The organism is Pseudonocardia tropica (genome assembly GCF_040105315.1).
Classification (GTDB): domain Bacteria; phylum Actinomycetota; class Actinomycetes; order Mycobacteriales; family Pseudonocardiaceae; genus Pseudonocardia; species Pseudonocardia alni.
The window spans coordinates 311,790-333,745 of sequence record NZ_JBEDNP010000003.1 but is presented as its reverse complement, the minus strand read 5'-3'; the positions used below and the strand labels follow the sequence as shown (position 1 = coordinate 333,745).

Sequence of the window (21,956 nt, the reverse complement as noted above, 5' to 3'; positions counted from 1 at the left end):
GTGCGGTGATGAAGTCACTCGTCGTGTTGGGCAGCACCGGGTCGATCGGCACCCAGGCCCTGGACGTGATCACCCGCGCCGGCGGGTTCACGGTGTCCGGGCTGGCCGCGGGCGGATCGGACGTGGACCTGCTGGCGTCCCAGGTCCGCACGCACCGGGTCGGGCGGGTCGCGGTCGCGTCCGCCGCGGCGGCGGCGCGGCTGCGGGAGGAGCTGCCCGGCGTCGAGGTGCTCGACGGCCCGGACGCCGCGGCAGAGCTGGTCACCGCGTGCGGCGCCGACATCGTCCTGAACGGCATCACCGGCTCCCGCGGCCTCGGCCCGACCCTGGCCGCGCTCGCCACCGGTGCCCGGCTCGCGCTGGCGAACAAGGAGTCGCTGGTCGCGGGCGGTCCGCTGGTGTCGGCGGCGGCCGCGCCGGGCCAGATCGTGCCGGTCGACTCCGAGCACTCCGCGCTCGCGCAGTGCCTGCGCGGCGGGCGGGAGTCCGAGGTCGACCGGCTGGTCCTCACCGCCTCGGGCGGCCCGTTCCGCGGCCGGTCGCGCGCGTCGCTGCGGGACGTGACCGTCGAGCAGGCCCTGAAGCACCCGACCTGGGACATGGGCCCGGTCATCACCATCAACTCGGCGACGCTGGTGAACAAGGGCCTCGAGGTGATCGAGGCGCACCTGCTGTTCGGGGTGCCCTACGACCGCATCGACGTCACCGTGCACCCGCAGTCGATCGTGCACTCGATGGTCACCTTCACCGACGGCTCGACGATCGCGCAGGCGTCGCCGCCGGACATGCGGCTGCCGATCGCGCTGGCGCTCGGCTGGCCGGACCGCATCGCCGGCGCCTCGGCGCCGTGCCGCTGGGACACCGCGCAGAGCTGGACCTTCGAGCCCCTCGACGACGACGCGTTCCCCGGTGTGCGGCTGGCGCGCGCCGCCGGGACCACGGGCGGCTGCCTGCCCGCGGTGCTCAACGCGGCCAACGAGGAGCTCGTCGAGGCGTTCGTCGCCGGGGCGATCGGCTACACCGACGTCACCGACCTCCTCGGCGGGGTGCTGGAGGCGGCCGACGCCTGGACGGGTGACCCGGCTACCGTGGACGACGTGCTGGCTGCCGAGACCTGGGCCCGCGCCCACGCGCGCGAGAAGGCGGGAACGTGACCATCGTCTGGACGGTCGTCGGTATCGCGATCTTCTTCTTCGGGCTGCTGCTGTCGATCGCCTGGCACGAGCTCGGGCACTTCACCACGGCCCGCTGGTTCGGGATCAAGGTCCCGGAGTTCATGGTCGGCTTCGGCCGCACCCTCTGGTCGGTGCGTCGTGGCGAGACCGAGTACGGCATCAAGATGATCCCGCTGGGCGGCTACGTCCGGATGATCGGGATGCTGCCGCCCGCGAAGGGCGGGACGCTGGGCCGCAACCGTCGCACCGGTCCCTTCCAGGGGCTGATGGACGACGCCAGGGCGCAGTCACAGATGGACGTGCGGCCGGAGGACGCGGACCGGCAGTTCTGGACGCGGTCACCGTGGAAGCGGATCGTCGTCATGTTCGCCGGGCCGTTCATGAACCTGATCCTGGCGGTGGTGCTTTTTTCCCTGGTCCTGATGGGGATCGGCGTACCGACCGCTACCACCCAGATCGAGTCGCTCGAGAAGTGCGTGCTCCCGGCCGTCGCGGTCCAGGACGGTGTCCCGCAGGAGTGCCCGGCCGGAGCGCCGCTCGCCCCTGCGCTCGCGGCCGGGGTCCAGCCCGACGACCGCATCCTGTCGGTCCGTGGGCAGGAGTTCGGGCCGGACGACGGTACCGCGCTCCAGGATGCGATCCGCGCGTCGTCGGGGCCCACCCCGGTCGTCGTGGAGCGGGCCGGCCGGCAGATCCCGCTGACCGTCGACGTCATCCCGAACGTCCTGCCGGCACGGGGCTCTGCGGACCCCTACGCCACGGTGACGGCGGGCTATCTCGGTGTTGCGCTCGACACGCAGTACACGCAGCTCGGGCCGGGTGACGTCGCCGCTCAGATCGGCAACGGCGTCGTCCGCACGGCGGAGGCGATCACCCAGATCCCCGCCCGCATCCCGGCCCTGTTCGGGGCCGCGTTCCTCGGCGAGGAGCGGAGCCAGGACAGCCCCATGGGCGTCGTCGGCGTCTCGCGGATCGGCGGCGAGATCCTCGCCCAGCAGGACGTCCCGTGGCAGGCCGATGTCAGCCGGTTCCTGATGATGCTGGCCGCGGTGAACCTGTCGCTGTTCCTGCTGAACCTGCTCCCGGTCCCGCCGCTGGACGGCGGCCAGATCGTCCCGGCGATCTGGGAGGCCATCAAGCGCAACACCGCGAAGCTGCTCGGGCGCCCCGACCCCGGGCCGGTCGACGCGGCCAAGCTCCTGCCCGTCGCCTACGTCTTCGTGATCGTCTTCCTGGGGTTCTCGGTCATGGTCGCGATCGCCGACATCGTCAACCCGGTGCGGCTGTTCGGGTGAGCGCAGCACCCGAGGGCGCACGCCCGCTGGCGGTCTTCGACATCGACGGTGTCCTCGCCGACGTCTCGCACCGGCTGCACTACCTCGACGTGCACCGGTGGGAGAAGTTCTTCGCCGCCGCGCACGCCGACCCGCTGCTCGACGAGGGCGCGGACCGGCTGCGTGCGGCCCAGGACGAGTACGACGTCGTCTACCTGACCGGTCGCCCCGAGCGGAACCGCAGGCTGACCGAGACCTGGCTGAAGGGCTTCGGCCTGCCCACCGGGCCGCTGTTCATGCGCCCCGACGACGACCACCGCCCCGCCCGCTACGTCAAGCGCGAGGTCCTGCGGCTGCTCGCCCGCGAGCGTGAGATCGCGATGATCCTCGACGACGACCCCGCCGTCGTCCGGGTGCTGGAGGCCGACGGGTGGCCGGTCGAGCTCGCGACCTGGCTGCCGCACAGCTCGACGCTGCAGGACGCGCAGGAGAACCAGGGCCGCACGTAGTGCCCCTGCTCACCGGGTACGGCGGGTCCCGCGGCGCGGTGGGATAGTGGAGGTCGTGAGCGTCTCCCTGGGTATGCCGTCCGCGCCCGCGCCGACCCTGGCCCCGCGCCGGAGGACGCGGCAGCTGCAGGTCGGCCCGGTCGGTGTCGGATCCGACCACCCGATCTCCGTCCAGTCCATGACGACCACCCTGACCTCCGACGTCAACGCGACCCTCCAGCAGATCGCCGAGCTGACCGCGGCCGGCTGCGACATCGTGCGCGTCGCCTGCCCGTCCGCCGACGACGCCGAGGCCCTGCCCGCGATCGCGCAGAAGTCGCAGATCCCGGTGATCGCCGACATCCACTTCCAGCCCAAGTACGTGTTCGCCGCGATCGAGGCCGGCTGTGCCGCGGTGCGGGTGAACCCGGGCAACATCCGCAAGTTCGACGACCAGGTCAAGGAGATCGCGCAGGCCGCGAAGGACCACGGCACGCCGATCCGGATCGGTGTCAACGCGGGCTCGCTCGACAAGCGCCTGATGGAGAAGTACGGCAAGGCGACGCCCGAGGCGCTCGCCGAGTCGGCCATGTGGGAGGCGGGCCTGTTCGCCGAGCACGACTTCCACGACATCAAGATCTCGGTCAAGCACAACGACCCGGTCGTCATGGTGCGGGCCTACGAGCTGCTCGCCGAGCAGTGCGACTACCCGCTGCACCTGGGCGTCACCGAGGCCGGGCCCGCGTTCCAGGGCACGATCAAGTCGGCCGTCGCGTTCGGGGCGCTGCTGCGCCAGGGCATCGGCGACACCATCCGGGTCTCGCTGTCCGCGCCGCCGGTCGAGGAGATCAAGGTCGGCCAGCAGATCCTGGAGTCGCTGAACCTGCGCCCGCGCAAGCTGGAGATCGTCTCCTGCCCGTCCTGCGGTCGGGCCCAGGTCGACGTCTACACCCTCGCCGACGAGGTCACCGCCGGTCTGACCGGCATGGAGGTCCCGCTGCGCGTGGCCGTCATGGGCTGCGTCGTCAACGGTCCCGGTGAGGCGCGCGAGGCCGATCTGGGCGTCGCCTCCGGCAACGGCAAGGGCCAGATCTTCGTCAAGGGCGAGGTCATCAAGACCGTCCCCGAGCACAAGATCGTGGAGACGCTGATCGAGGAGGCCATGCGGCTCGCCGAGGAGATGGGCGAGAGCGTGGACGGTGTGACGGGTGAACCGCAGGTGACCGTCGGCTGAGCGAGTGCCGGTACCGGACGGGCGTCGGCGTGGCATCATGAACCCGTGCTGAGGGTGGCCGGAGCACGGCTTCTCGACGATCGTCACCGCTCCGGGGTGCACGACGTGCTCGACGCCGACCCGGTCGCCGCGTGCATGGTCGCCTCCCGTATCGAGGCGGTCGGGCTCGACCCGTGGCGGCTGGGCGGTGAGCTGTGGTCCCACGGGGCCCCGGCGGACGGTCTGTGCTTCTCCGGGGCGAACCTGGTGCCGCTGCGCGGTGACCGGGCGGCGCTGCGTGCCTTCGCCGACCGGGCCCGCCGGGCCGGACGGGTGTGCTCGTCGCTGGTGGGGCGGGCCGAGCTCGTCCTGCCGCTGTGGGAGGAGCTCGCACCGGGCTGGGGCCCGGCCCGCGAGATCCGGCCCGACCAGCCGCTGATGACCCTCGAACGGCCGCCCATGATCGCGCCCGACGCCCGGGTGCGTCCGGTCCGGATCTCCGAGCTCGACCGCTACCTGCCGGCCGCCGTCGCGATGTTCACCGAGGAGGTCGGCGTCGACCCCCGGGAGGGCGACGGCGGGGCGGGCTACCGGGCCCGGGTCGCCGAGCTGATCACGTCCGGGCGGGCGTTCGCCCGGTTCCACGACGGTGAGGTCGTGTTCAAGGCCGAGATCGGCGCCCTGTCGCGCACCGTCGGCCAGATCCAGGGGGTCTGGGTGGACCCGGCCTGGCGCGGGCACGGGCTCGGCACGGCCGGGACGTCGGCGGTCGCGGTCGCGCTCGCCGGGATGGGCCGCTGCGCCAGCCTGTACGTCAACGCCTTCAACGCTCCGGCCCGGGCCGCGTACCAGCGGGTCGGGTTCGTGCAGGTCGCGCGGTTCGCCACCGTCTTGTTCTGACCGCGATCGGGTCGCGGTGCTTGACCGTGCCGCAACGGCACGGTGTCGACTCGGCCGTGGCCGCGGACATCCGCCGCGCCACCACGAGCAGGGAGGTCGTCGTGTCCCGTTCCAGCTCCGCGTCGCCGGTCGTCACCGGGACCGGTCCGCGCCCGGGGTGGGTGGAGGTCGTCGTCGGCCTGGTCGTGCTGGCCGCCGTCGCCTACGGTGGCGGACCGCTGGTGCTGCGGACCCTCGACCCCGGTCCGCTCGCCGGGGGCCTGTTCCTCGCGGCGCTGTCGGGGATCGCGGGCATCGCCGGGTTCGCCGCGGCCGTCGCGGTCCGGCGTCGCCCGCTGCCGGAGTTCGGCGTGCGGGCGACGTCCGTGCGCTGGCTGCTGCTCGGCGCCGCCGGGGCGGTCCTGGCGTTCGTCGTCAGCCGGCTGCTGGTGGTCGGGATGGTCGCGCTCGGGATCGAGCCGGAGAACATCCAGGGCGCCTACGCCGACGCGGGCAGCGGCGGGGCCTGGTCGGTCGCGCTGTCGCTGCTGTTCCTCGCGGTGCTGACACCGCTGGGGGAGGAGCTGCTGTTCCGCGGGGTGGTCACCTCGGCGCTGCTGCGCTACGGCGCCGTCGTCGGTGTGCTGGGCAGTGCCGTGGTCTTCGCGCTGGCGCACGGGCTGAACGTGGTGTTCCTGACGGCGCTGGTCGTCGGGCTGGTCGCGGGTGAGCTGCGACGACGCAGCGGCTCGGTGTGGCCGGGGGCGGTCACGCACCTGGTGCACAACGCCATGGCCCAGGTCGTCGCACTGGCGTTCGCCGGGGTGCTGTGAGCGACGGGCAGCTACCAGGCGCCTGATAGCGTCCGGTCCGTGCCCGACGAGGACGTGCCGCTCTGGGAGCTCATCCGGACGGCCCACGTCGTCGCCCGGGGGTTCCAGCGGGTGTTCGCCCGGGCCGGCCTGACCGCGACCGGCTTCGGCGTGCTCGCCGAGCTCGCCGACCGCGAACGGACGGGCGGGCCGCCGCCGTCGCAGGCCGAGCTCGCCCGGATCGTGCTGCTGCGCCCGCAGAGCGTGGGGGAGCTGGTCACCGACCTCGTCGCCCGTGGCCTCGTCCGCCGCGACGGGCCGGGCGGCCGTGGGCGCCGCGCCGGTCTGGAGCTCACCGACGACGGCCGCGCCGCGCTGCAGCGTGCCCGGCCGCTGGTGCAGGAGTTCACCGCGCCGGAGGCCATCGGGCTCGACCGGGACCGGACCGCCGAGCTGACCGCGATGCTGCGGACCGTGCGCGAGACCCTGGCCGCGGCGGAGGACTGACGGGGCGCCCGGACACCCGGGCCTCACACCGGGGGCGGCATACTCGCTGATCGTGATCGCCACCCTGCGGAAGCGCCCCCTGGTCCTGGCCGCCGCGATCGTCGTGCTCGTCGCGGTGGGTGTCGTGGTGGCGCTGCTGCGCCCCTGGGGTGGTGCCGGGACGACCGCCGAGCGGTACGTCGCGGCCTGGGCCGCGGGGGACGCGCCGGGTGCGGCCGTCTACACCACGGACGCGGAGACGGCGGGCGCCTACCTGCAGAGGTCCCGTGACGACCTCGCCCCGGCCGGCATGACCGCCCGGGTGACCGGCACCCGCACCGACGGCGACCGCGCGACGTCGACGGTGGAGGTCGCCTGGGACCTGGGGCAGGGCCGGGCCTGGAACTACACCCTGAACCTGCCGCTCGTCGCCGCCGACGACGCCGCGGGCAACGACACCGGCTGGGCGGTCGACTGGTCGCCCGCCGCGTTCGCGCCGGGCCTCACCGACGGCCAGCGCCCGGTGACCCGCACCCTGACCGCCGCCCCGGCGCCCGTCCTCGACGCCGGCGGGGCCACGCTGCTCGCGCCCACCCCGGTCGTCACCGTCACCCTGGACACGGCGCAGGTCGGGCAGGCCGCGGGCGGGCTCGGCTCCGCACTGGGCACGATCGACCCCGCGATCACGGCGTCGAGCATCACCGCGGGCGCGAACGCCGTGCCGGACGGACAGGCCTACACCGTCGTCGTGCTGCGGGAGCCCGACTACCAGCGGGTCCGCGACCGCATCTACGACCTGCCCGGCGTCCGGTTCGTGTCCTCGACGCGGCTGCTGCCGCCCGACCAGGGCTTCGCGGGCCAGCTGATGCAGGGCGCCCGCGCCGACATCGAGAAGGCCGCCGGCGGGACGCCCGGCTGGTCGGTCGACGTCGTCGGCGCCCGCGGCGAGACCGTCCGCTCGGTGGCCGGGCAGCCCGCCGGGCCGGGGAAGCCGGTCACCCTGGAGCTGGACCGCACCGTGCAGGACGCGGCGCAGGCCGCCGTCGACGCCGACCCCGAGCAGGCCATGATCGTCGCGATCCGGCCGTCCACCGGGGCGGTGCTCGCGGTGGCGCAGAACGCGGCCGCCGACCGCGACGGCGCGCTGGCCCTGACCGGCCGCTACCCGCCCGGCTCCACCTTCAAGATCGTCACCGCGTACGGGGCGATGCCGGCGGAGAACCTCACCCCGCAGTCCCCGGTCGAGTGCCCCGGCACCACCGTCATCGACGGACGCACCATCCCCAACGAGGACTCCTTCGTGCTCGGCACCGTGCCGCTGACCGAGGCGTTCGCGCAGTCCTGCAACACCACGTTCTCCCGGCTCGCCCTCGGCCTGCCCGCCGGCGGCCTCCCGGACGCCGGGAAGGCGCTCGGCTTCGGCGCGGACTGGAAGATCCCCGGGATGACGACGATCACCGGCACCGTCTCGCCCGCCACCGGCGACCTGCAGCGGGCCAGCGACGGCTTCGGACAGGGCGACGTCCTCGCCTCCCCGTTCGGCATGGCGCTGGTGTCGGCGACGGTCCAGCACGGCGCGCCCGTCACGCCGTCGCTGATCCGCGGGGCGACGACCGAGGCCGCCGTCGCGCCGGGCACCCCGGACCGCGCGGTGCTCGACCAGCTGCGCCCGATGATGCGCGCCGTCGTCACCTCCGGGACGGCGCGGGCCGCCGCCGGGCAGGGCGAGGTGTACGGCAAGACCGGCACCGCCGAGTACGCGGGCCCGGACGGCGGCAACCGCTCGCACGGCTGGTTCACCGGTTACCGCGGTGACCTGGCCTTCGCCACCCTCATCGTCGACGGCGGGTCGTCCGGGCCCGCGGTGCAGATGACGGCGCGCTTCCTGGCGGGCGTCCCGCGCTGAGCGACCGGCCGGGCGGCGGCGGGACGGCGTCGTGCCGGGCGCCCTACCCTGGTCGTCGTGCACCCCAGCCGGATCCCCGCCCTGGCGTTCGTGGCCGACCTCGTCGCCGTCGTGGTGTTCGCCGCCATCGGGAGGCTGAGCCACGCCGAGGCCGACAGCGTGCTCGGCCTGCTCGGCACCGCGCTGCCGTTCGCGCTGGGGGTCGCGGCGGCCTGGGCGACGCCGTGGGTGCGGTCGGCGCCGGCGTCGCTGCGCGCCGGGGCGGTCGTGCTCGCCGGGGCCGTGGTCGTCGGGCTCGTGCTGCGGCTGGGGTTCCTGGGGCGGCTGCCGCTGTCGTTCGCGGTCGTCGCGACGATCTCGCTGGCGGTGCTGTTGCTGGGCTGGCGGGGGATCTCCGCCGCCGTCGCGCGGATGCGGGCCCCGCGCACCCCGACCCGCTGACGGTCCCGGACGTACGATGGGGGTCATGTCGACCCGCACGCTGCTCGTCCCCGGTACGCCGACCCCAAGTCGCGAGGTGCCGTCGCACATCCCGCGTCCGGAGTACGTCGGCAAGCCGGCCCCGGCACGCAGCCGCCGCGGCGACATCCAGACGCCCGAGACGATCGAGCTGATGCGCCACGCCGGGAAGATCGCGGCCCAGGCGCTGCAGCTCGCGGGGGAGACCGTCCGCCCGGGCATCACCACCGACGAGATCGACCGCGTGGTCCACGAGTTCCTCGTCGACCACGACGCGTACCCCTCGACGCTGGGCTACCGCGGCTTCCCCAAGTCCTGCTGCACCAGCCTCAACGAGGTCATCTGCCACGGCATCCCGGACACGACCGTGATCGACGACGGCGACGTGCTCAACGTCGACGTCACCGCGTTCGTCGGCGGCGTGCACGGCGACACCAACGCGACCTTCCTCGCCGGTGACGTGTCGGAGGAGGCGCGGCTGCTCGTCGAGCGCACCCGCGAGGCCACGATGCGCGCCATCAAGGCCGTCCGCCCCGGGCGTGAGCTGAACGTCGTCGGCCGGGTCATCGAGTCCTACGCCAAGCGCTTCGGCTATGGCGTGGTCCGCGACTTCACCGGCCACGGCATCGCCCACGAGTTCCACTCCGGGCTGGTCGTACTGCACTACGACCAGCCCGACGTGCACACCGTCCTCGAGCCGGGGATGACCTTCACCATCGAGCCGATGATCACCCTCGGCGGCATCGACTACGACACCTGGGACGACGACTGGACCGTCGTCACCAAGGACAAGTCGTGGGTCGCGCAGTTCGAGCACACCATCGTGGTGACCGACGACGGCGCCGAGATCCTGACCCTGCCCTGAGGCGGGGCCGCCCGGCGTGTGCGGTCAGGCGGCGGCGCGCTCGCGCAGCAGGGCCAGCGCCTCGTCGGCGTGCTTGTTCATGTCGGTCTCGGACCCGATCTCGGCGAGGACCGCGCGGTCCGGGCCGATCACGAACGTCCTGCGGCGGGTGTGGAAGTTCCCCGGGAGCCAGGCGCGGTAGGCACCGAAGGACTTCGCGACGGCGTGGTCGGCGTCGGACAGCAGCGGGAACCCGAAGCCGTTCGCGGCGGCGAACATGTTCTGCTTGTCCGGCCGGTCCGAGGAGATCCCGACCGGCTGCGCGCCGACCTCGGCGAACTCGGCCGCGAGGTCCCGGAAGTGGCAGGCCTCGGCCGTGCAGCCACCGGTCATCGCGGCCGGGTAGAAGAACAGGACGACGGGCCCGGCCGTCAGCAGGTCGGACAGCCGGCGTGGTGCGCCGGCCTCGTCGGGCAGCTCGAAGTCGGTGGCGGTGTCGCCGACGGTCATGGTGTCTCCTCGGGTCGCGGGTGCGGTGTGGGTCAGGAACGTGGGGGCAGCGGGAGGAACCCGCTGGTGCGGCGGACGTAGTCGGCGTAGCCGGGGCGCCGGTCGGCGATGTCGCGTTCCAGCAGCGCCGCGCCGGTGCCCTTCATCAGGTTCGCCGTGATCACGGCGACCCCGACGAGGCCGATCAGCCCGGCCGGGTGGTGCAGGGCGAGGATGCCCAGGCCCCACCAGACGCAGGCGTCGCCGAAGTAGTTGGGGTGGCGGGTGAACCGCCACAGCCCGCGGTCCATCACCTCGCCGCGGTTCGCGGGGTCGGCGGTGAACCGGGCGAGCTGGGCGTCGCCGACGGACTCGAAGGTGAACCCGACCGCCCAGACGAGCACGCCGAGCACGGTGACGGCGACCAGCCATCCCCCGGCCGCGGTGCCGTACTGGGCGACCTGCACGGGCAGCGAGACGACCCACATCACCGCGCCCTGGGTGAGGTAGACGCGCCGGCCGATCGAGCCGCGCTCGCGCAGGTCGACGTAGCGCCGGTCCTCGGGCTTCCCGTGGTTGCGCCGCGCGATGTGGCGGGCCAGCCGCCCGCCCCACACCGCGACGAGCACGACCACCAGGGCGCGCCGCCAGCCGTCGCCGGTCGGGTCGAGGGCCGTCGCGGTCACCGCGGTGACGAACGCGACCCACACGAACCCGAGCCCCCATACGACGTCGACGCCGTCGTGCCGGCCGCGCCGCACGCCGATCGCGTACGCGAGGGCCATGAGCACGGCGACGGCGACGGCGGTGACGCCGAGGTTGACGGCCCACGCCGCCCAGGGGAACGGGTTCACCCCGGTCATGCTGTCGCGGCCGGCGACGGCGCGCCCGCCGGGGCGGACCCGACGGCCGGGTCGAGCCCCAGGATCCCGGTGCGGCTGCGCGGGAGCCCGGAGGTGCCGTCGGCACCGGGGCGGACGGTGAGGATCTGGTGCACGCCCATCCGGTTCTCCTCGAACGCCAGCGCGGCGCCGGCCAGGTACAGCAGCCAGATCCGCCACTGCTCCTCGCCGATCATCCGGACCGCGGTGTCGCGGTGCGCCTGCAGCGTCTCCAGCCAGGGCCGGACCGTCCACACGTAGTGCTCGCGCAGCGAGTGCACGTCGACGATCTCGTGCCCGGCCTGCTCCAGGAACCCGAGGGTCTCACCGAGCGGGCGCATGTACATGTCCGGCGCGACGTAGGCCTCCATGAACGCGCCGCCGCCCGGTGCGGTGTTCGCCCCGACCGACCCGCGCGACATCTGCTGCAGCAGCAGGCGTCCGTGCGGGCGCAGCATGCGGTGCAGCTGTGCGGCGTAGACGCCGTAGTTCTCCTGCCCGACGTGCTCGCCCATCTCGATGGAGGACACGGCGTCGAAGGGCTGCTCGGAGATCTCGCGGTAGTCCTGCAGCCGGATCTCCACCCGCTCGGACAGCCCCGCCCGGCGGACGCGCTCGACGCCGTAGTCGCGCTGCTGGGCGGACAGGGTCACGCCGGTGGCGTGCACGCCGTAGTGCTCGGCCGCGTGCACGAGCAGCGAGGCCCACCCGCAGCCGACGTCGAGCAGCCGCATCCCCGGCGCCAGGCCGAGCTTGCGGCAGATCAGGTCCAGCTTGTCGCGCTGGGCGTCGACCAGGGTGTAGCCGGGCCCCTCGTCGCGGGTCCAGTAGCCGCACGAGTACGCCATCTGCGGATCGAGCAGGAAGGCGTAGAACTCGTTCGACAGGTCGTAGTGGTGGCTGATCGCGTCGCGGTCGCGGCGACGGCTGTGCCGCCGCCCGCCCAGCCGGGCCTCCGACGCCGGCGGCCGCGGCGGGGGGCCGACGGCGCCGAGCCGGGCCGCGGTGCCCAGCGCACCCAGCTTCTGACGCAGGTCGAGCGTCGCCGAACCGGTCCCCGGCTTCGCGAGCGCCCAGAACCGGGACAGCCCGTCGGCGACGTCCCCGTCCACGGACAGGTCGCCGGAGACGAACGCGCGGGCCAGGCCGAGCTCGCCCGGCGCCCACAGCAGCCGGCGCAGGGCCCGGCGCCGGTTGACGACCACCGTCGGCGGGGTCGGGTCGTCGGGGGTGCCGGTCCGGCCGGCCTCGCTGCCGTCCCAGGCGCGCAGCCGCACCGGGAGCGGGGCGCCGAGGACGTCCTCCAGGAGCGAGGTGAGGCGCTCCGCGGGGGTGGTGGTCATGGGGGCACCTCTCAGAAGGACGGGCGGCGCTGCAGCGAGAACTGGAAGACGTCGAGGTAGCCGACGCGGAACCCGGCCTCGCAGTAGCCGAGGTAGAACTCCCACATCCGCCGGAACGTCTCGTCGAAGCCGAGCGCCTCGACCTCGTCCCACCGCTCGAGGAAGCGGGTGCGCCAGTGGCCCAGGGTGCGGGCGTAGTCGTAGCCCAGGCTCCGGCGCTCGGCGACGTGCAGCCCGCCGGTGTGCCGGGCGAGGGTGTCCTCGATGGCCTCGACCGACGGGATGATCCCGCCGGGGAAGACGTACTTGTGGATCCAGGTGTAGTCGTTGCGGGCGACCATCATCCGGTCGTGCGGCATGGTGATCGACTGCAGGCCGACCCGCCCGCCCGGCTTGAGCAGCCGGTCCAGTGCGGCGAAGTACGTCGGCCAGTACTCGACGCCGACGGCCTCGATCATCTCGACCGACACGACGGCGTCGTAGGAGCCCTGGGCCTCGCGGTAGTCGCGCAGCAGCACCTGCACCCGGTCGGCCACGCCCGCCTCGGCGAGCCGCGCCTCGGCGAGGGTCTTCTGCTCCTGCGAGATCGTCAGCGTGGTGACCCGGGCGCCGCGCTGCGCGGCCCGCGTCGCGAGCCCGCCCCAGCCGGTGCCGATCTCCAGCACGTGCATCCCGGCCTCGACGCCCGCCATGTCCAGGATGCCGTCGATCTTGCGTTCCTGGGCGAGGACGAGGTCGTCGGAACCGTCGGCGAACCAGCCGGCGGAGTAGGACATGGTGTCGTCGAGGAACAGCGAGAACAGCTCGTTGGACAGGTCGTAGTGGCGGTGGATGTTCTCCCGCGACCCCTCGACCGAGTTGACCTCGGCGGTGGGCCGGCGGGCCTCGGCGAACCGGCGGCCCAGCCGCTGCAGGGCGGGCGGCACCAGCGTCGACAGCCGGGCGGCGAACGGGGTGAGCAGCCCGGGCAGGTCGGTGGTCGTCCAGTCGCCGACCATGTACGACTCGCCGAACCCGATCTTGGAGTTCGCGCCGAGCCGGTGGAAGAACGCCGACGGGCGCTCGATGCGCATGACCGGCGAGGTCGGGCCGCCCGCACCGAGCCGCTCCCCGCCGGGGAACACCACCCGCACCGGCAGCGACCGGACCGCGTTGCGGAACAGCGACTCCGCGATCCGGGCCTTGGCCGGAGCCACGGGCGGTGTCGCCAGACCGGGCCACACACCCTCGTTGGGGCGGGGCACGGCGTGCGTACGGGGCCGGGTGCCGCGCACGCCACCGGGGGTGGGCACGGCGATCCCGTCGTGCTGCATGGTCATCGCGTGACCCCTTCCTGGTGCTGATCCTGTGTGGAGTGTTCGTCGGGGAGGCCCGCGCGGTTCTGTGGTGGCCGGGCCGGTTTCGGCACGACCGGCAGCTTCGTCCACAGCGCGATGCCGTGCCGCCGGATCAGCGCCGCGGTCCGCTGGGTGACCAGCGGGCGGCGCAGCACCGTGCGCGCCACCTGCCGGGTCGTCGCGGGCCTGCGGATCCCGGCCAGGGTGGCGACGAACGCGGGCGCACCGTCCTGGTGCAGCGTGACCGCGATGCCGAGCCGGTCACCGGGCTCGGGCAGGCGCATCGTGTAGTGGCCGTCGACGGTGAGGAACGGCGAGACGTAGAACTCCTTGTCCACGCTCGCCCGCCCCGACGGGTCGGGGTGCAGCAGGTAGCAGTGCCGCTCGCCGTAGGTGTTGTGCACCTCCGCGACCACGCAGGCGAGCGTGCCGTCGGCGCGGTGGCACCAGAACACCGAGATCGGGTTGAACACGTAGCCGAGCACCCGGGCGTGGGCGAGCATCAGGACCCGGCCCCCGGCCAGGTCGATGCCGTGCGCGGCCAGGTAGGTGTCGACGTTCTCCCGGATCCCGCGCTCCGGGTCCCCGAGGTGGTCGCGAGCGTCGAAGCGGGCGAACGGGCGCAGCCAGAACGGCAGCCGCGGCAGCGCGTCCAGGTCGACGAGCCAGTAGTAGACCGGGTGCGAGAACGCCGTCTCCAGGTCGCGCCGGCGGGCGTGACGGACCTCGGCGTCGTAGAGCGCCGGGGTGCTCACCAGCTCACCCCGAGAGCGCGGGCGGCGCGCACCCCCGAGGCGCAGCCGTCCTCGTGGAAGCCCCAGCCGTGGTAGGCGCCGGCGTAGGCGGTGACCGGGGTGGTGAGCTCGGGCAGGCGGCGCTGCGCGGCCACCGACTCCGGTGTGTACACCGGGTGCTCGTAGGTCATCCGCGCGACGACGGCGTCCGGGTCGATCCGGCCGGTGCCGTTCAGCGTGACCACCCAGTCGTCGGGGTCGGTGAGGCGCATCAGCCGGTTCATGTCGTAGCTGACCAGCACCGGGGCCGCGGTGCCGTCGGATCCGCCCGGCCCGCCCGTGGTGTCCGCGCAGGCCGGCTTCAGGTAGTTCCACGACGCCCGGGCGCCGCGCCGGCGCGGCAGCAGCGAGGTGTCGTGGTGCAGCCAGGTCTCGTTGCGGGAGTAGCTGAACGCCCCCAGCACGGCCCGCTCGTCGGCGGTCGCGCCGTCGCCGAGGACCGCCAGCGCCTGGTCGGGGTGGGTGGCGAGCACGACGTGGTCGAACGCGGCGACGGAGTCGGCGTCGTCGCGGACCTCGACGCCCGCGGCCGAGCGCAGCACCGAGCGGACCGGCGTCGCGGTGCGCACCGCCGGGAGCTGCTTGACGACGCGGTCCACGTAGGAGCGGGACCCTCCGGTGACGGTCCGCCACTGCGGCGAGCCGCCGATCCCGAGCAGGCCGTGGTGGTCGAGGAAGGTGAACAGGTAGCGCGCCGGGTAGTCCAGCGAGAGTGCCGCGCCCGCCGACCACACGCAGGACACCACCGGGATCATGAAGTGCTGCACGAAGTAGCGGGAGTAGCCGCCGATCGCGAGGAACGCCCCGAGCGTCACGTCGCCGGCGGACTCCTCGGACAGCACCCGGCGGGCGTGCCGGTGGAACCGCACGACCTCGCCGAGCATCCGCAGGTAGGCGGGCCGGGCCAGGTTGGAGGCCTGCGGGAACAGCCCGCCCAGCTTGCGGGCGCCGGCGTACTCCAGCCCGCAGCCGTCGCAGCGCACCGACATCGACATGTCGGAGTCCTGGGTGGACACCCCCAGCTCGCCGAACAGGCGCAGCAGGTTCGGGTAGGTCCGGTCGTTGTGGACGATGAACCCGGAGTCGACGTGGGTGGTCCCGCCGTCCGAGGACGCCAGCTCGTGGGTGTGGGCGTGCCCGCCGGGGCGGGCGTCGGCCTCGTACAGCGTCACGTCGTGGCTGCGGGACAGCAGGTAGGCGGCCGTCAGACCGGACACCCCGCTGCCGACGACGGCGACGGTCGGACGCGCCTGCGGTGCACTCACCTGTCAACTCCTTCGAGGGCGACCCGCAGCCCGGCCGGGGCGGGTTCCGCCATGGCGTTCGAGATGACCGGGTCACGGGGTTCGGCCCCGAGCTCGCCGAGTGCGAAACGTCGCACCAGGGAGGTCCAGTCACCGGCGCGGCGGAGCATGGCGTGGCCGTCGCCGAGCACGTCGAAGCGGGCGACCCGGTCGGTCACCGACCGCGCGCGCAGGGCGTAGGCGTAGGACGCGGCGGGGTCGGTCATCCGCTCCCGGTCGCCGTGGGCGATCAGCACCGACCGCCCGGCGAGCTGGTCGACCGGGTCGGAGCCCTCCAGCCACGGCGCGAGCCCGCACACCGCGACGACGCCGGGCGCTCCCGCCGCCCGCAGCACCGCGCGGGCGCCCATCGAGTGCCCGACGAGCACCGTCGGGCGTCCCGGGTAGCGGCGGGCGAGCTCGTGGACGGCCCACTCGGCGTCGCGGTGGGCGTCCATGGCGGAGCCGTTCCAGCCCTTCAGCCGGTAGCGCAGCAGGTGCACCGCGACGCCCGAGCCCACCTCGGTCCGGTGGGCGCGCCCGCCGCGCTCCAGGGAGTGGGCGAACGGCAGCATGCGCAGCAGTGCCAGCCCGCGCCGGGCGGGCGCCGTGGAGTGCGACTTCCCGCCGTGGGCGACGAGCACGACACCGGCCGGTTCGGGGTGTCGGTCGCCGGCGTTCTCCAGCCACGGACTCGGATCGGGCACGGGGCGCCTCGCAGGGGGACGGGGTGCACGGGGCACCGGAACGGTCTCGGCGCGTGTTCGTCCGGCGGCCCGGTGGTGGCCGGTCGGTGGGACCGTCCTCACATCGGGTCGGCCCGGACACGGTCCGCGACCGGTGGGTACCCGCCGAGCCTAGATCGGCCCCGCGGTAGCTCGCTCGTCGAGAGATCTCGTTGCGCGGGGATCGCTCGAACGGGTGAGGTGCGCGTCACCTCCGGTGGTCACGGCCGGGGTGGGTAGGACCACGGACGCACCCTGCCGTCGTGAAGGGCGAAGATGGGCGTGCGCCCGGGACCGGGCGCCGCGGACGGACGGGCAGGGAGAGGACGACGACGATGGGCGTGCCACCGGAGCTGACGGTGTGGCAGAAGGTCGTGGCGACGGTGCGGCGCCGGCGTCGCGGGTCGGGCTTCTGGTTCGGGCTCGCGATCGCGGTCATCTGGCCGTTCGTCGTCTTCGGGACCCGGCTGGGCTGGCGCGGCGCGGAGCACCTGCCGCGCACCGGCGGCGCCCTGCTGGTCGGCAACCACGTCTCGTTCTCCGACCCGATCTTCGACATCGCGTTCGGCACCGCGCACGGCCGGATCCCGCGGTTCCTGGCCAAGGGCGAGCTGTGGTCGGTGCCGGTGGTGAAATGGGTGCTCGGGCACGGCGGGCACATCCCGGTGTACCGGTCGTCGAAGCGGGCCGCGGAGTCGTTCACCGGCTCGATCGACGCCCTGGGGCGCGGGGAGATCGTCGCGATCTACCCGGAGGGCACCTACACCCGCGACCCCGGGCACTGGCCGATGAAGCCGAAGAACGGCGTCGCCCGGATCGCGCTGCGCTCCGGCGCCCCGGTGATCCCGATGGCGAACTGGGGCACCCAGGACTTCCTGCCCGCCGACGGGAAGCCGACGCCGTTCCCGCGCAAGCGCGTCACGGTCGCGCTCGGCCCGCCGGTGGACCTCTCGGAGTTCGCCGGGAAGCCGCTCACGAAGACCACCCTCGACGCGGCCACCGCGAAGATCATGGACGCGGTGACCGGGCTGCTCGAGGAGCTGCGCGGGGAGACCCGCCCGGCGACGACGTACGACCCGGAGGCGCGGCCGCGTCCGGAGGCGCCCGGCGAGCCGCTCGACCCGGCCGAGCGCGCCGCCGGCTGAGCCTCAGATCTCCAGGCCGAGCAGGGCGTTCTCGATGACCTCGGGCAGCGCCGGGTGGATCCAGTACTGCCCGGTCGCGATCTCGGAGACGGTCTGGCCGAACACCATCGCCTGGATCAGCTGCTGGACCAGCGTGGACGCCTGCGGCCCGAGCAGGTGCGCGCCCAGCAGCCGCCCGGTGCCCTTCTCCGCGACCAGCTTGCAGATGCCGGTGCGGTCCTCCATCGCCCAGCCGTAGGCGACGTCGCCGACGTTCTGCACCTTGACCGCGATGTCGAACCCGGCGTCGCGGGCCTCGGTCTCGGTCATGCCGACCGAGGCGATCTGCGGCTCGGTGAACACCGCCGCCGGGACGAAGTCGTGGTCGGTGGCGCGCAGGTCGTCCGGGTGCGCCAGGTTGTGCCCGACGATCTTCGCCTCGTGGTTGGCCACGTGCTTGAGCTGGTGCGGGGAGCTCACGTCGCCCAGCGCCCACACGCCCGCGGCGGAGACGCTGCGCTGGTACTCGTCGACGGCGACCCGGCCGTCGGCGTGGACGGTCACGCCGCCCCGGTCCAGGTCCATCCGGTCGCCGTTGGGCATCCGGCCGGTGGCGACCAGCAGGGTGTCGGCGACGACGGTGGAGCCGTCGTCGAGGGTGATCTCCACCTCGCCGGGGCCGCCGCTTCCGTCGCCGGACAGCGCGGTGACCTGGCGGCCCAGCCGGCAGTCCCAGCGGGCGGTGGCGACCTCGGTGAACCGGTCGGACAGCGTGTGGTCGAGGTGGCGCAGCAGCTTCGGCCCGCGGGCGATCAGGGTGACCTCGGCGCCGAGCGCGGAGAACACGTGCGCGAACTCCGCGGCGATGTAGCCGCCGCCGAGGATCGCGAGCCGGCGCGGGACGTCGTCGATGCGCATCACGGTGTCGGAGGTCTCGAACGGCACCCCGGCCGCCGCGACCTGCGGCGGGATGCTCGGCCGCGACCCGGCGGCGATGACGATCCGGTCGCCGCTGACGGTGTCGGTGCCGGAGCCGTCGGTGCGCTCGACGCCCAGCTCGCGCTCGCCGGTGAAGCGGGCGTGCCCGAAGTACACGGTGACGTTGGGGCTGCGGTCGACCCGGTAGGAGCGCCCACCGTCGGAGATCGGGTCGATCCGGCCGAACACCCGGTCCCGGATGTCGGTCCAGCGGACCTTGTCGACGGTGCCGTCGACACCGTAGGTGTGCGCGTGCCGGATGGTCTCGGCGACGTCCGCGGCGTAGACGTACATCTTGGTCGGGATGCACCCGACGTTCAGGCAGGTCCCGCCGAACACCCCGTGCTCGACGAACGCCACGTCGAGGCCGGCGAAGCGCTCGTCGACGAAGGAGTTTCCGGAACCGGTGCCGATGACGACCAGATCATGGTGGGCCACGTCGCGAGGCTAACCGCTTCCGCGGCCTCGCGACGCTCTGGTACCCCTCTGCAGATGACCGTTCCCACACCGGCCGCGGCGACGAACCCGACCCTGCACCGCGCCTGGGCCGCCGACCTCGACCCGGCCACCCTGTACGCGCTGCTCGCGCTGCGCACCGAGATCTTCGTCGTCGAGCAGGAGTGCCCGTACCAGGAGCTCGACGGGCGTGACCTCGAGCCGCGCACCCGGCACCACTGGCTGGCCGACGGCGGCACGGTGGTGGCCACCCTGCGGCTGCTGGCCGACCCCGGCGGGGTGCTGCGGATCGGCCGGGTGTGCACCCGCGCCGACGCGCGCGGACGCGGGCTGGGGCACCGGCTGATGGACTCGGTGCTCGCCGAGGTCGGCGACCGCCCCTGCGTGCTCGACGCCCAGGAGGTCCAGGTGCCGTTCTACGCCCGGCACGGCTTCGTGCCGGCGGGGGAGCTCTTCGTCGAGGACGGCATCCCGCACGTCCCGATGGAGCGCCGCCGCCCCTGAGCGGGGCTCGGCCCGCGGCCCGCTCGCGCAGGTCCGGCGGGGGCGCACGACCGGACGACGGGCGTGCCCCGCGCGTCGCCGTCGCCGGGGAGCCGAGTGCGCGATACTCCCGCGCGTGCCCGGACCGAGCGGGTGCACGAGCGGACACGCTGGGAGAGGAAGGCGGAACGGATGAGCGACGACCGACGGGGCGGCGACTCCCCGGCCTGGGGGCGGGTCGGACCGGAGGACCCGACGGCGGACCCGGCGACCCATCCGGCGCTGCGCACACCCGACCCCACGGCCGAGCAGCCGACCGTGGCGGTGCCGGTGGAGGGCGGTGGCCCGGACTCCGAGGCCACCACCGAGAAGCGCGCGGTCCCGCACACCCGCACCGGCGGGCTGTGGGCCGCGCTGATCCTCTCGGCGGTCGTGCTGATCTTCCTGCTGGTGTTCATCCTGCAGAACACCGAGCCGGTCGCGATCACCTTCCTGTGGCTGACCGGGACGCTGCCCACCGGGGTGGCGCTGCTGTTCGCCGCGATCGCCGGGATCCTGCTGGTCGCCGTGCCCGGGACGGGCCGGATCCTGCAGCTGCGCCGGCAGGCACGGCGGGGCTGACCCGCACGGGTCGCGGCCGGGGACGCGGCCGCGACCCGGGGGCGGTCAGCGCCGGCGGCGCGGCCGGTCGGTGCGCGCGGCGCCGCCGGCGGCCGGGCGGCGGCGGGGCGCCTGCTTCGGCGGCTTGGCGACGACGATCGGCTCGCCGGACGGCTCCCGGGCACCGGTCACGCGGACCAGGTCCGGGTGACCCGGGCGGACCGTCGAGACCTCGGCGGAGACCCCGGCCTGGCGGGTGAGCAGGTCCACCTCGGCGCGCTGCTCGGGCATCGCCAGCGTCACGACGACGCCGTCCTCCCCGGCCCGGGCGGTACGCCCGGCACGGTGCAGGTAGGCCTTGGGGTCGGCGGGCGGGTCGACGTGCACGACGAGCCCGACGTCGTCGATGTGGATGCCGCGGGCCGCGACGTCGGTGGCGACGAGCACCGGCACCGCGCCGGAGCGGAAGTCGTCGAGCGCGCGGTTGCGCTGGCTCTGCGAGCGCCCACCGTGCAGCGGCCCGGCGGCGACGCCCTCGCGGCGCAGCACCCGCACCATCCGGTCGGCGCCGTGCTTGGTGCGCACGAACAGGATCGTGCGGCCCTCCCGGGCGGCGATCTCGGCGACGACGCGGGACCGGTCGTCGCGGTCGACGACGAGCACGTGGTGCTCCATCGTCGCGACGCTGCCGGTCGGCGGGGCGACCGAGCGGGTCACCGGGTCGGTGAGGTGGCGTCGGACCAGGGTGTCGACGTCGCCGTCGAGGGTCGCGGAGAACAGCAGGCGCTGCCCGTCGGCGGGGGTGCGGTCGAGGATCGCGCGGACCTGGGGCAGGAAGCCCATGTCGGCCATGCGGTCGGCCTCGTCCAGCGCGGTGATCGTGACCTCGGACAGGTCGCAGGTGCGCTGCTGCAGGTGGTCGGACAGCCGGCCCGGGGTGGCGACCAGCAGGTCGACCCCGCGCCGGAGCTCGGCGACCTGCCTGTTCATCGACATCCCGCCGACGATGTCGGTCACCCGCAGGTCGACCGCCTTCGCCAGCGGCTTCAGGACCTCGACGACCTGGGTGGCGAGTTCGCGGGTCGGGACCAGCACCAGGCCGCGCGGGGCGGTCGGGCGGGAGCGCTCCCCGGCCAGGCGGGCCAGCAGCGCGAGCCCGAAGGCGAGGGTCTTGCCGGACCCGGTCTGGCCGCGTCCGAGCAGGTCGCGCCCGGCGAGGGTGTCGGGCAGCGTCGCCGCCTGCACCGGGAACGGGGCGGTGAAGCCCTGCTCGGCCAGCGCCTTGGTCAGGCGCTCGGGCAGGCCCAGCTCGGCGAACGACGGCATGCCGTCCTCGGGCTCGACCCACTGCGGCTCCGGCTCCGCCGTGGGCGCGGCGACGGCGGCGGCGCGGGCCGGGGCCGGACGGGACGCGGCGGCGCCACCACCGCGGCGGCCGCGACGGGCGGCCGGACGGTCACCGCCGCGCGAGGAGGACCGGGCGGGGCCGCGGTCGACCCGGCTCCCGTCCTGGAGGTGCTCGCGACGCTCGGCGCGGTTGCCGCCGCCGGAGCGCTCGCCCCGGGTGGGGCGGTCGGCGCGGGGGGCGCCGGAGCGCTCACCGCGGGCGGGGCCCCCGGTGCGGGCGCCCCGGGCCGGACGCGGGGCGTCGCGGCGGTCGTCGTCCCGGGCGGGACGGTCGCGGCGGTCGTCGCCGCGGCGGTCGTCGCGCCGGGCCGACCCGCGATGGGCGCCGCCGTCGGCGGACGGCCCGGACGGGCGGGTGGCCCGCCGACGGGCGGGGCGGTCGGACGTGGTGCCGGCGTCGGACGACGGCGGGCGGAACTGCGGCCTGGTCACGACAGGTCTCCTCGAGAACGTGGCACGTCCTGCGGAGACCTCGGGGGAGGTGTGCTCGGCCGACGGGCCCGGGCGCGGCGGTGCGTCG

22 protein-coding genes are annotated in these 21,956 nt (G+C 74.4%); 13 read left to right on the top strand and 9 right to left on the bottom strand.

Going from position 1 to position 21,956, the window contains the following annotated elements; genetic code table 11:
- Nucleotides 1-8 precede the first annotated feature (8 nt).
- The 10 genes from dxr (at nt 9) to map (ending at nt 9,557) form a co-directional block, all read left to right on the top strand.
- Nucleotides 9-1,154 carry a 1-deoxy-D-xylulose-5-phosphate reductoisomerase gene (dxr, locus tag WHI96_RS07185; RefSeq protein ID WP_345642854.1) on the top strand — a complete coding sequence of 382 codons (1,146 nt, stop codon included), beginning with the start codon at nt 9-11 and terminating at the stop codon, nt 1,152-1,154.
- Nucleotides 1,151-2,470: a M50 family metallopeptidase gene (locus WHI96_RS07180; RefSeq protein WP_345642852.1), complete on the top strand. Its 1,320-nt coding sequence runs from the start codon at nt 1,151-1,153 to the stop codon at nt 2,468-2,470. The genes dxr and WHI96_RS07180 overlap by 4 nt, the downstream gene beginning before the upstream one ends.
- A complete protein-coding gene (locus WHI96_RS07175) occupies nt 2,467-2,958 on the top strand; it encodes a phosphatase domain-containing protein (RefSeq protein ID WP_345642850.1) in 492 nt (163 codons plus the stop codon). The genes WHI96_RS07180 and WHI96_RS07175 overlap by 4 nt, the downstream gene beginning before the upstream one ends.
- A 55-nt stretch (nt 2,959-3,013) precedes the next feature.
- Entirely contained in the window at nt 3,014-4,171 is a 1,158-nt protein-coding gene (gene ispG / locus WHI96_RS07170) for a flavodoxin-dependent (E)-4-hydroxy-3-methylbut-2-enyl-diphosphate synthase (protein ID WP_174565920.1), read from the top strand.
- Between the two features lie 45 nt (nt 4,172-4,216).
- Complete coding sequence (locus WHI96_RS07165; RefSeq protein ID WP_251784821.1) at nt 4,217-5,050, top strand: GNAT family N-acetyltransferase; 834 nt, start codon at nt 4,217-4,219, stop codon at nt 5,048-5,050.
- 101 nt (nt 5,051-5,151) lie between these two features.
- The gene (locus WHI96_RS07160; RefSeq protein ID WP_345642842.1) at nt 5,152-5,862 is read left to right on the top strand and encodes a CPBP family intramembrane glutamic endopeptidase; all 711 of its coding nucleotides are present in this window, start codon (nt 5,152-5,154) and stop codon (nt 5,860-5,862) included.
- A gap of 39 nt (nt 5,863-5,901) precedes the next feature.
- On the top strand, nt 5,902-6,348 hold the full coding sequence (locus WHI96_RS07155) for a MarR family winged helix-turn-helix transcriptional regulator (RefSeq protein WP_345642839.1): 447 nt from the start codon (nt 5,902-5,904) through the stop codon (nt 6,346-6,348).
- Nucleotides 6,349-6,400: 52 nt separating this feature from the next.
- The gene (locus WHI96_RS07150; protein WP_345642836.1) at nt 6,401-8,233 is read left to right on the top strand and encodes a penicillin-binding transpeptidase domain-containing protein; all 1,833 of its coding nucleotides are present in this window, start codon (nt 6,401-6,403) and stop codon (nt 8,231-8,233) included.
- Between the two features lie 57 nt (nt 8,234-8,290).
- A complete protein-coding gene (locus WHI96_RS07145) occupies nt 8,291-8,674 on the top strand; it encodes a DUF3054 domain-containing protein (protein WP_224403194.1) in 384 nt (127 codons plus the stop codon).
- 25 nt (nt 8,675-8,699) lie between these two features.
- Nucleotides 8,700-9,557: a type I methionyl aminopeptidase gene (map, locus tag WHI96_RS07140; protein ID WP_073578284.1), complete on the top strand. Its 858-nt coding sequence runs from the start codon at nt 8,700-8,702 to the stop codon at nt 9,555-9,557.
- Between the two features lie 24 nt (nt 9,558-9,581).
- Here map and WHI96_RS07135 read toward each other — a convergent pair whose 3' ends face one another.
- From WHI96_RS07135 to WHI96_RS07105, 7 genes are read right to left on the bottom strand one after another with little or no spacing between them, the layout of a single operon-like run.
- Nucleotides 9,582-10,046: a peroxiredoxin gene (locus WHI96_RS07135; protein ID WP_345642829.1), complete on the bottom strand. Its 465-nt coding sequence runs from the start codon at nt 10,044-10,046 to the stop codon at nt 9,582-9,584.
- 32 nt (nt 10,047-10,078) lie between these two features.
- On the bottom strand, nt 10,079-10,888 hold the full coding sequence (locus WHI96_RS07130) for a DUF1295 domain-containing protein (protein WP_345642826.1): 810 nt from the start codon (nt 10,886-10,888) through the stop codon (nt 10,079-10,081).
- Nucleotides 10,885-12,249 (bottom strand): class I SAM-dependent methyltransferase, encoded by a 1,365-nt coding sequence (locus WHI96_RS07125; protein WP_345642823.1) that lies wholly within the window; start codon nt 12,247-12,249, stop codon nt 10,885-10,887. Before WHI96_RS07125 ends, WHI96_RS07130 begins: the two co-directional genes overlap by 4 nt.
- Before the next feature lie 11 nt (nt 12,250-12,260).
- Nucleotides 12,261-13,568 carry a class I SAM-dependent methyltransferase gene (locus WHI96_RS07120; RefSeq protein ID WP_345642820.1) on the bottom strand — a complete coding sequence of 436 codons (1,308 nt, stop codon included), beginning with the start codon at nt 13,566-13,568 and terminating at the stop codon, nt 12,261-12,263.
- Nucleotides 13,565-14,341, bottom strand: a complete 777-nt coding sequence (locus WHI96_RS07115) for a DUF1365 domain-containing protein (protein ID WP_345642817.1) — start codon at nt 14,339-14,341, stop codon at nt 13,565-13,567. Before WHI96_RS07115 ends, WHI96_RS07120 begins: the two co-directional genes overlap by 4 nt.
- On the bottom strand, nt 14,338-15,645 hold the full coding sequence (locus WHI96_RS07110; RefSeq protein WP_345642815.1) for an NAD(P)/FAD-dependent oxidoreductase: 1,308 nt from the start codon (nt 15,643-15,645) through the stop codon (nt 14,338-14,340). The genes WHI96_RS07115 and WHI96_RS07110 overlap by 4 nt, the downstream gene beginning before the upstream one ends.
- On the bottom strand, nt 15,642-16,370 hold the full coding sequence (locus WHI96_RS07105) for an alpha/beta hydrolase (RefSeq protein ID WP_345642812.1): 729 nt from the start codon (nt 16,368-16,370) through the stop codon (nt 15,642-15,644). Before WHI96_RS07105 ends, WHI96_RS07110 begins: the two co-directional genes overlap by 4 nt.
- A gap of 353 nt (nt 16,371-16,723) precedes the next feature.
- Here WHI96_RS07105 and WHI96_RS07100 point away from each other — a divergent pair, with 353 nt between their 5' ends.
- A complete protein-coding gene (locus tag WHI96_RS07100; RefSeq protein ID WP_345642809.1) occupies nt 16,724-17,533 on the top strand; it encodes a lysophospholipid acyltransferase family protein in 810 nt (269 codons plus the stop codon).
- A 3-nt stretch (nt 17,534-17,536) separates the two neighbouring features.
- Here WHI96_RS07100 and WHI96_RS07095 read toward each other — a convergent pair whose 3' ends face one another.
- On the bottom strand, nt 17,537-18,928 hold the full coding sequence (locus tag WHI96_RS07095; RefSeq protein ID WP_345642806.1) for a mycothione reductase: 1,392 nt from the start codon (nt 18,926-18,928) through the stop codon (nt 17,537-17,539).
- A 54-nt stretch (nt 18,929-18,982) separates the two neighbouring features.
- On the opposite strand from WHI96_RS07095, the gene WHI96_RS07090 reads away from it, so the two are divergent.
- Nucleotides 18,983-19,450 (top strand): GNAT family N-acetyltransferase, encoded by a 468-nt coding sequence (locus WHI96_RS07090; RefSeq protein ID WP_345642803.1) that lies wholly within the window; start codon nt 18,983-18,985, stop codon nt 19,448-19,450.
- A 171-nt stretch (nt 19,451-19,621) separates the two neighbouring features.
- A complete protein-coding gene (locus tag WHI96_RS07085) occupies nt 19,622-20,050 on the top strand; it encodes a LapA family protein (protein ID WP_345642800.1) in 429 nt (142 codons plus the stop codon).
- A 45-nt stretch (nt 20,051-20,095) separates the two neighbouring features.
- Here WHI96_RS07085 and WHI96_RS07080 read toward each other — a convergent pair whose 3' ends face one another.
- Entirely contained in the window at nt 20,096-21,868 is a 1,773-nt protein-coding gene (locus tag WHI96_RS07080) for a DEAD/DEAH box helicase (protein ID WP_349302352.1), read from the bottom strand.
- Between the last annotated feature and the right edge of the window lie 88 nt (nt 21,869-21,956).

Coding starts and splice junctions, on each gene's coding strand:
- dxr (WP_345642854.1), top strand. CDS start 9: ATGAAGTCACTCGTCGTGTTGGGCAGCACCGGGTCGATCGGCACCCAG.
- map (WP_073578284.1), top strand. CDS start 8,700: ATGTCGACCCGCACGCTGCTCGTCCCCGGTACGCCGACCCCAAGTCGC.
- WHI96_RS07135 (WP_345642829.1), bottom strand. CDS start 10,046: ATGACCGTCGGCGACACCGCCACCGACTTCGAGCTGCCCGACGAGGCC.
- WHI96_RS07130 (WP_345642826.1), bottom strand. CDS start 10,888: ATGACCGGGGTGAACCCGTTCCCCTGGGCGGCGTGGGCCGTCAACCTC.
- WHI96_RS07125 (WP_345642823.1), bottom strand. CDS start 12,249: ATGACCACCACCCCCGCGGAGCGCCTCACCTCGCTCCTGGAGGACGTC.
- WHI96_RS07120 (WP_345642820.1), bottom strand. CDS start 13,568: ATGACCATGCAGCACGACGGGATCGCCGTGCCCACCCCCGGTGGCGTG.
- WHI96_RS07100 (WP_345642809.1), top strand. CDS start 16,724: ATGGGCGTGCCACCGGAGCTGACGGTGTGGCAGAAGGTCGTGGCGACG.
- WHI96_RS07090 (WP_345642803.1), top strand. CDS start 18,983: ATGACCGTTCCCACACCGGCCGCGGCGACGAACCCGACCCTGCACCGC.
- WHI96_RS07085 (WP_345642800.1), top strand. CDS start 19,622: ATGAGCGACGACCGACGGGGCGGCGACTCCCCGGCCTGGGGGCGGGTC.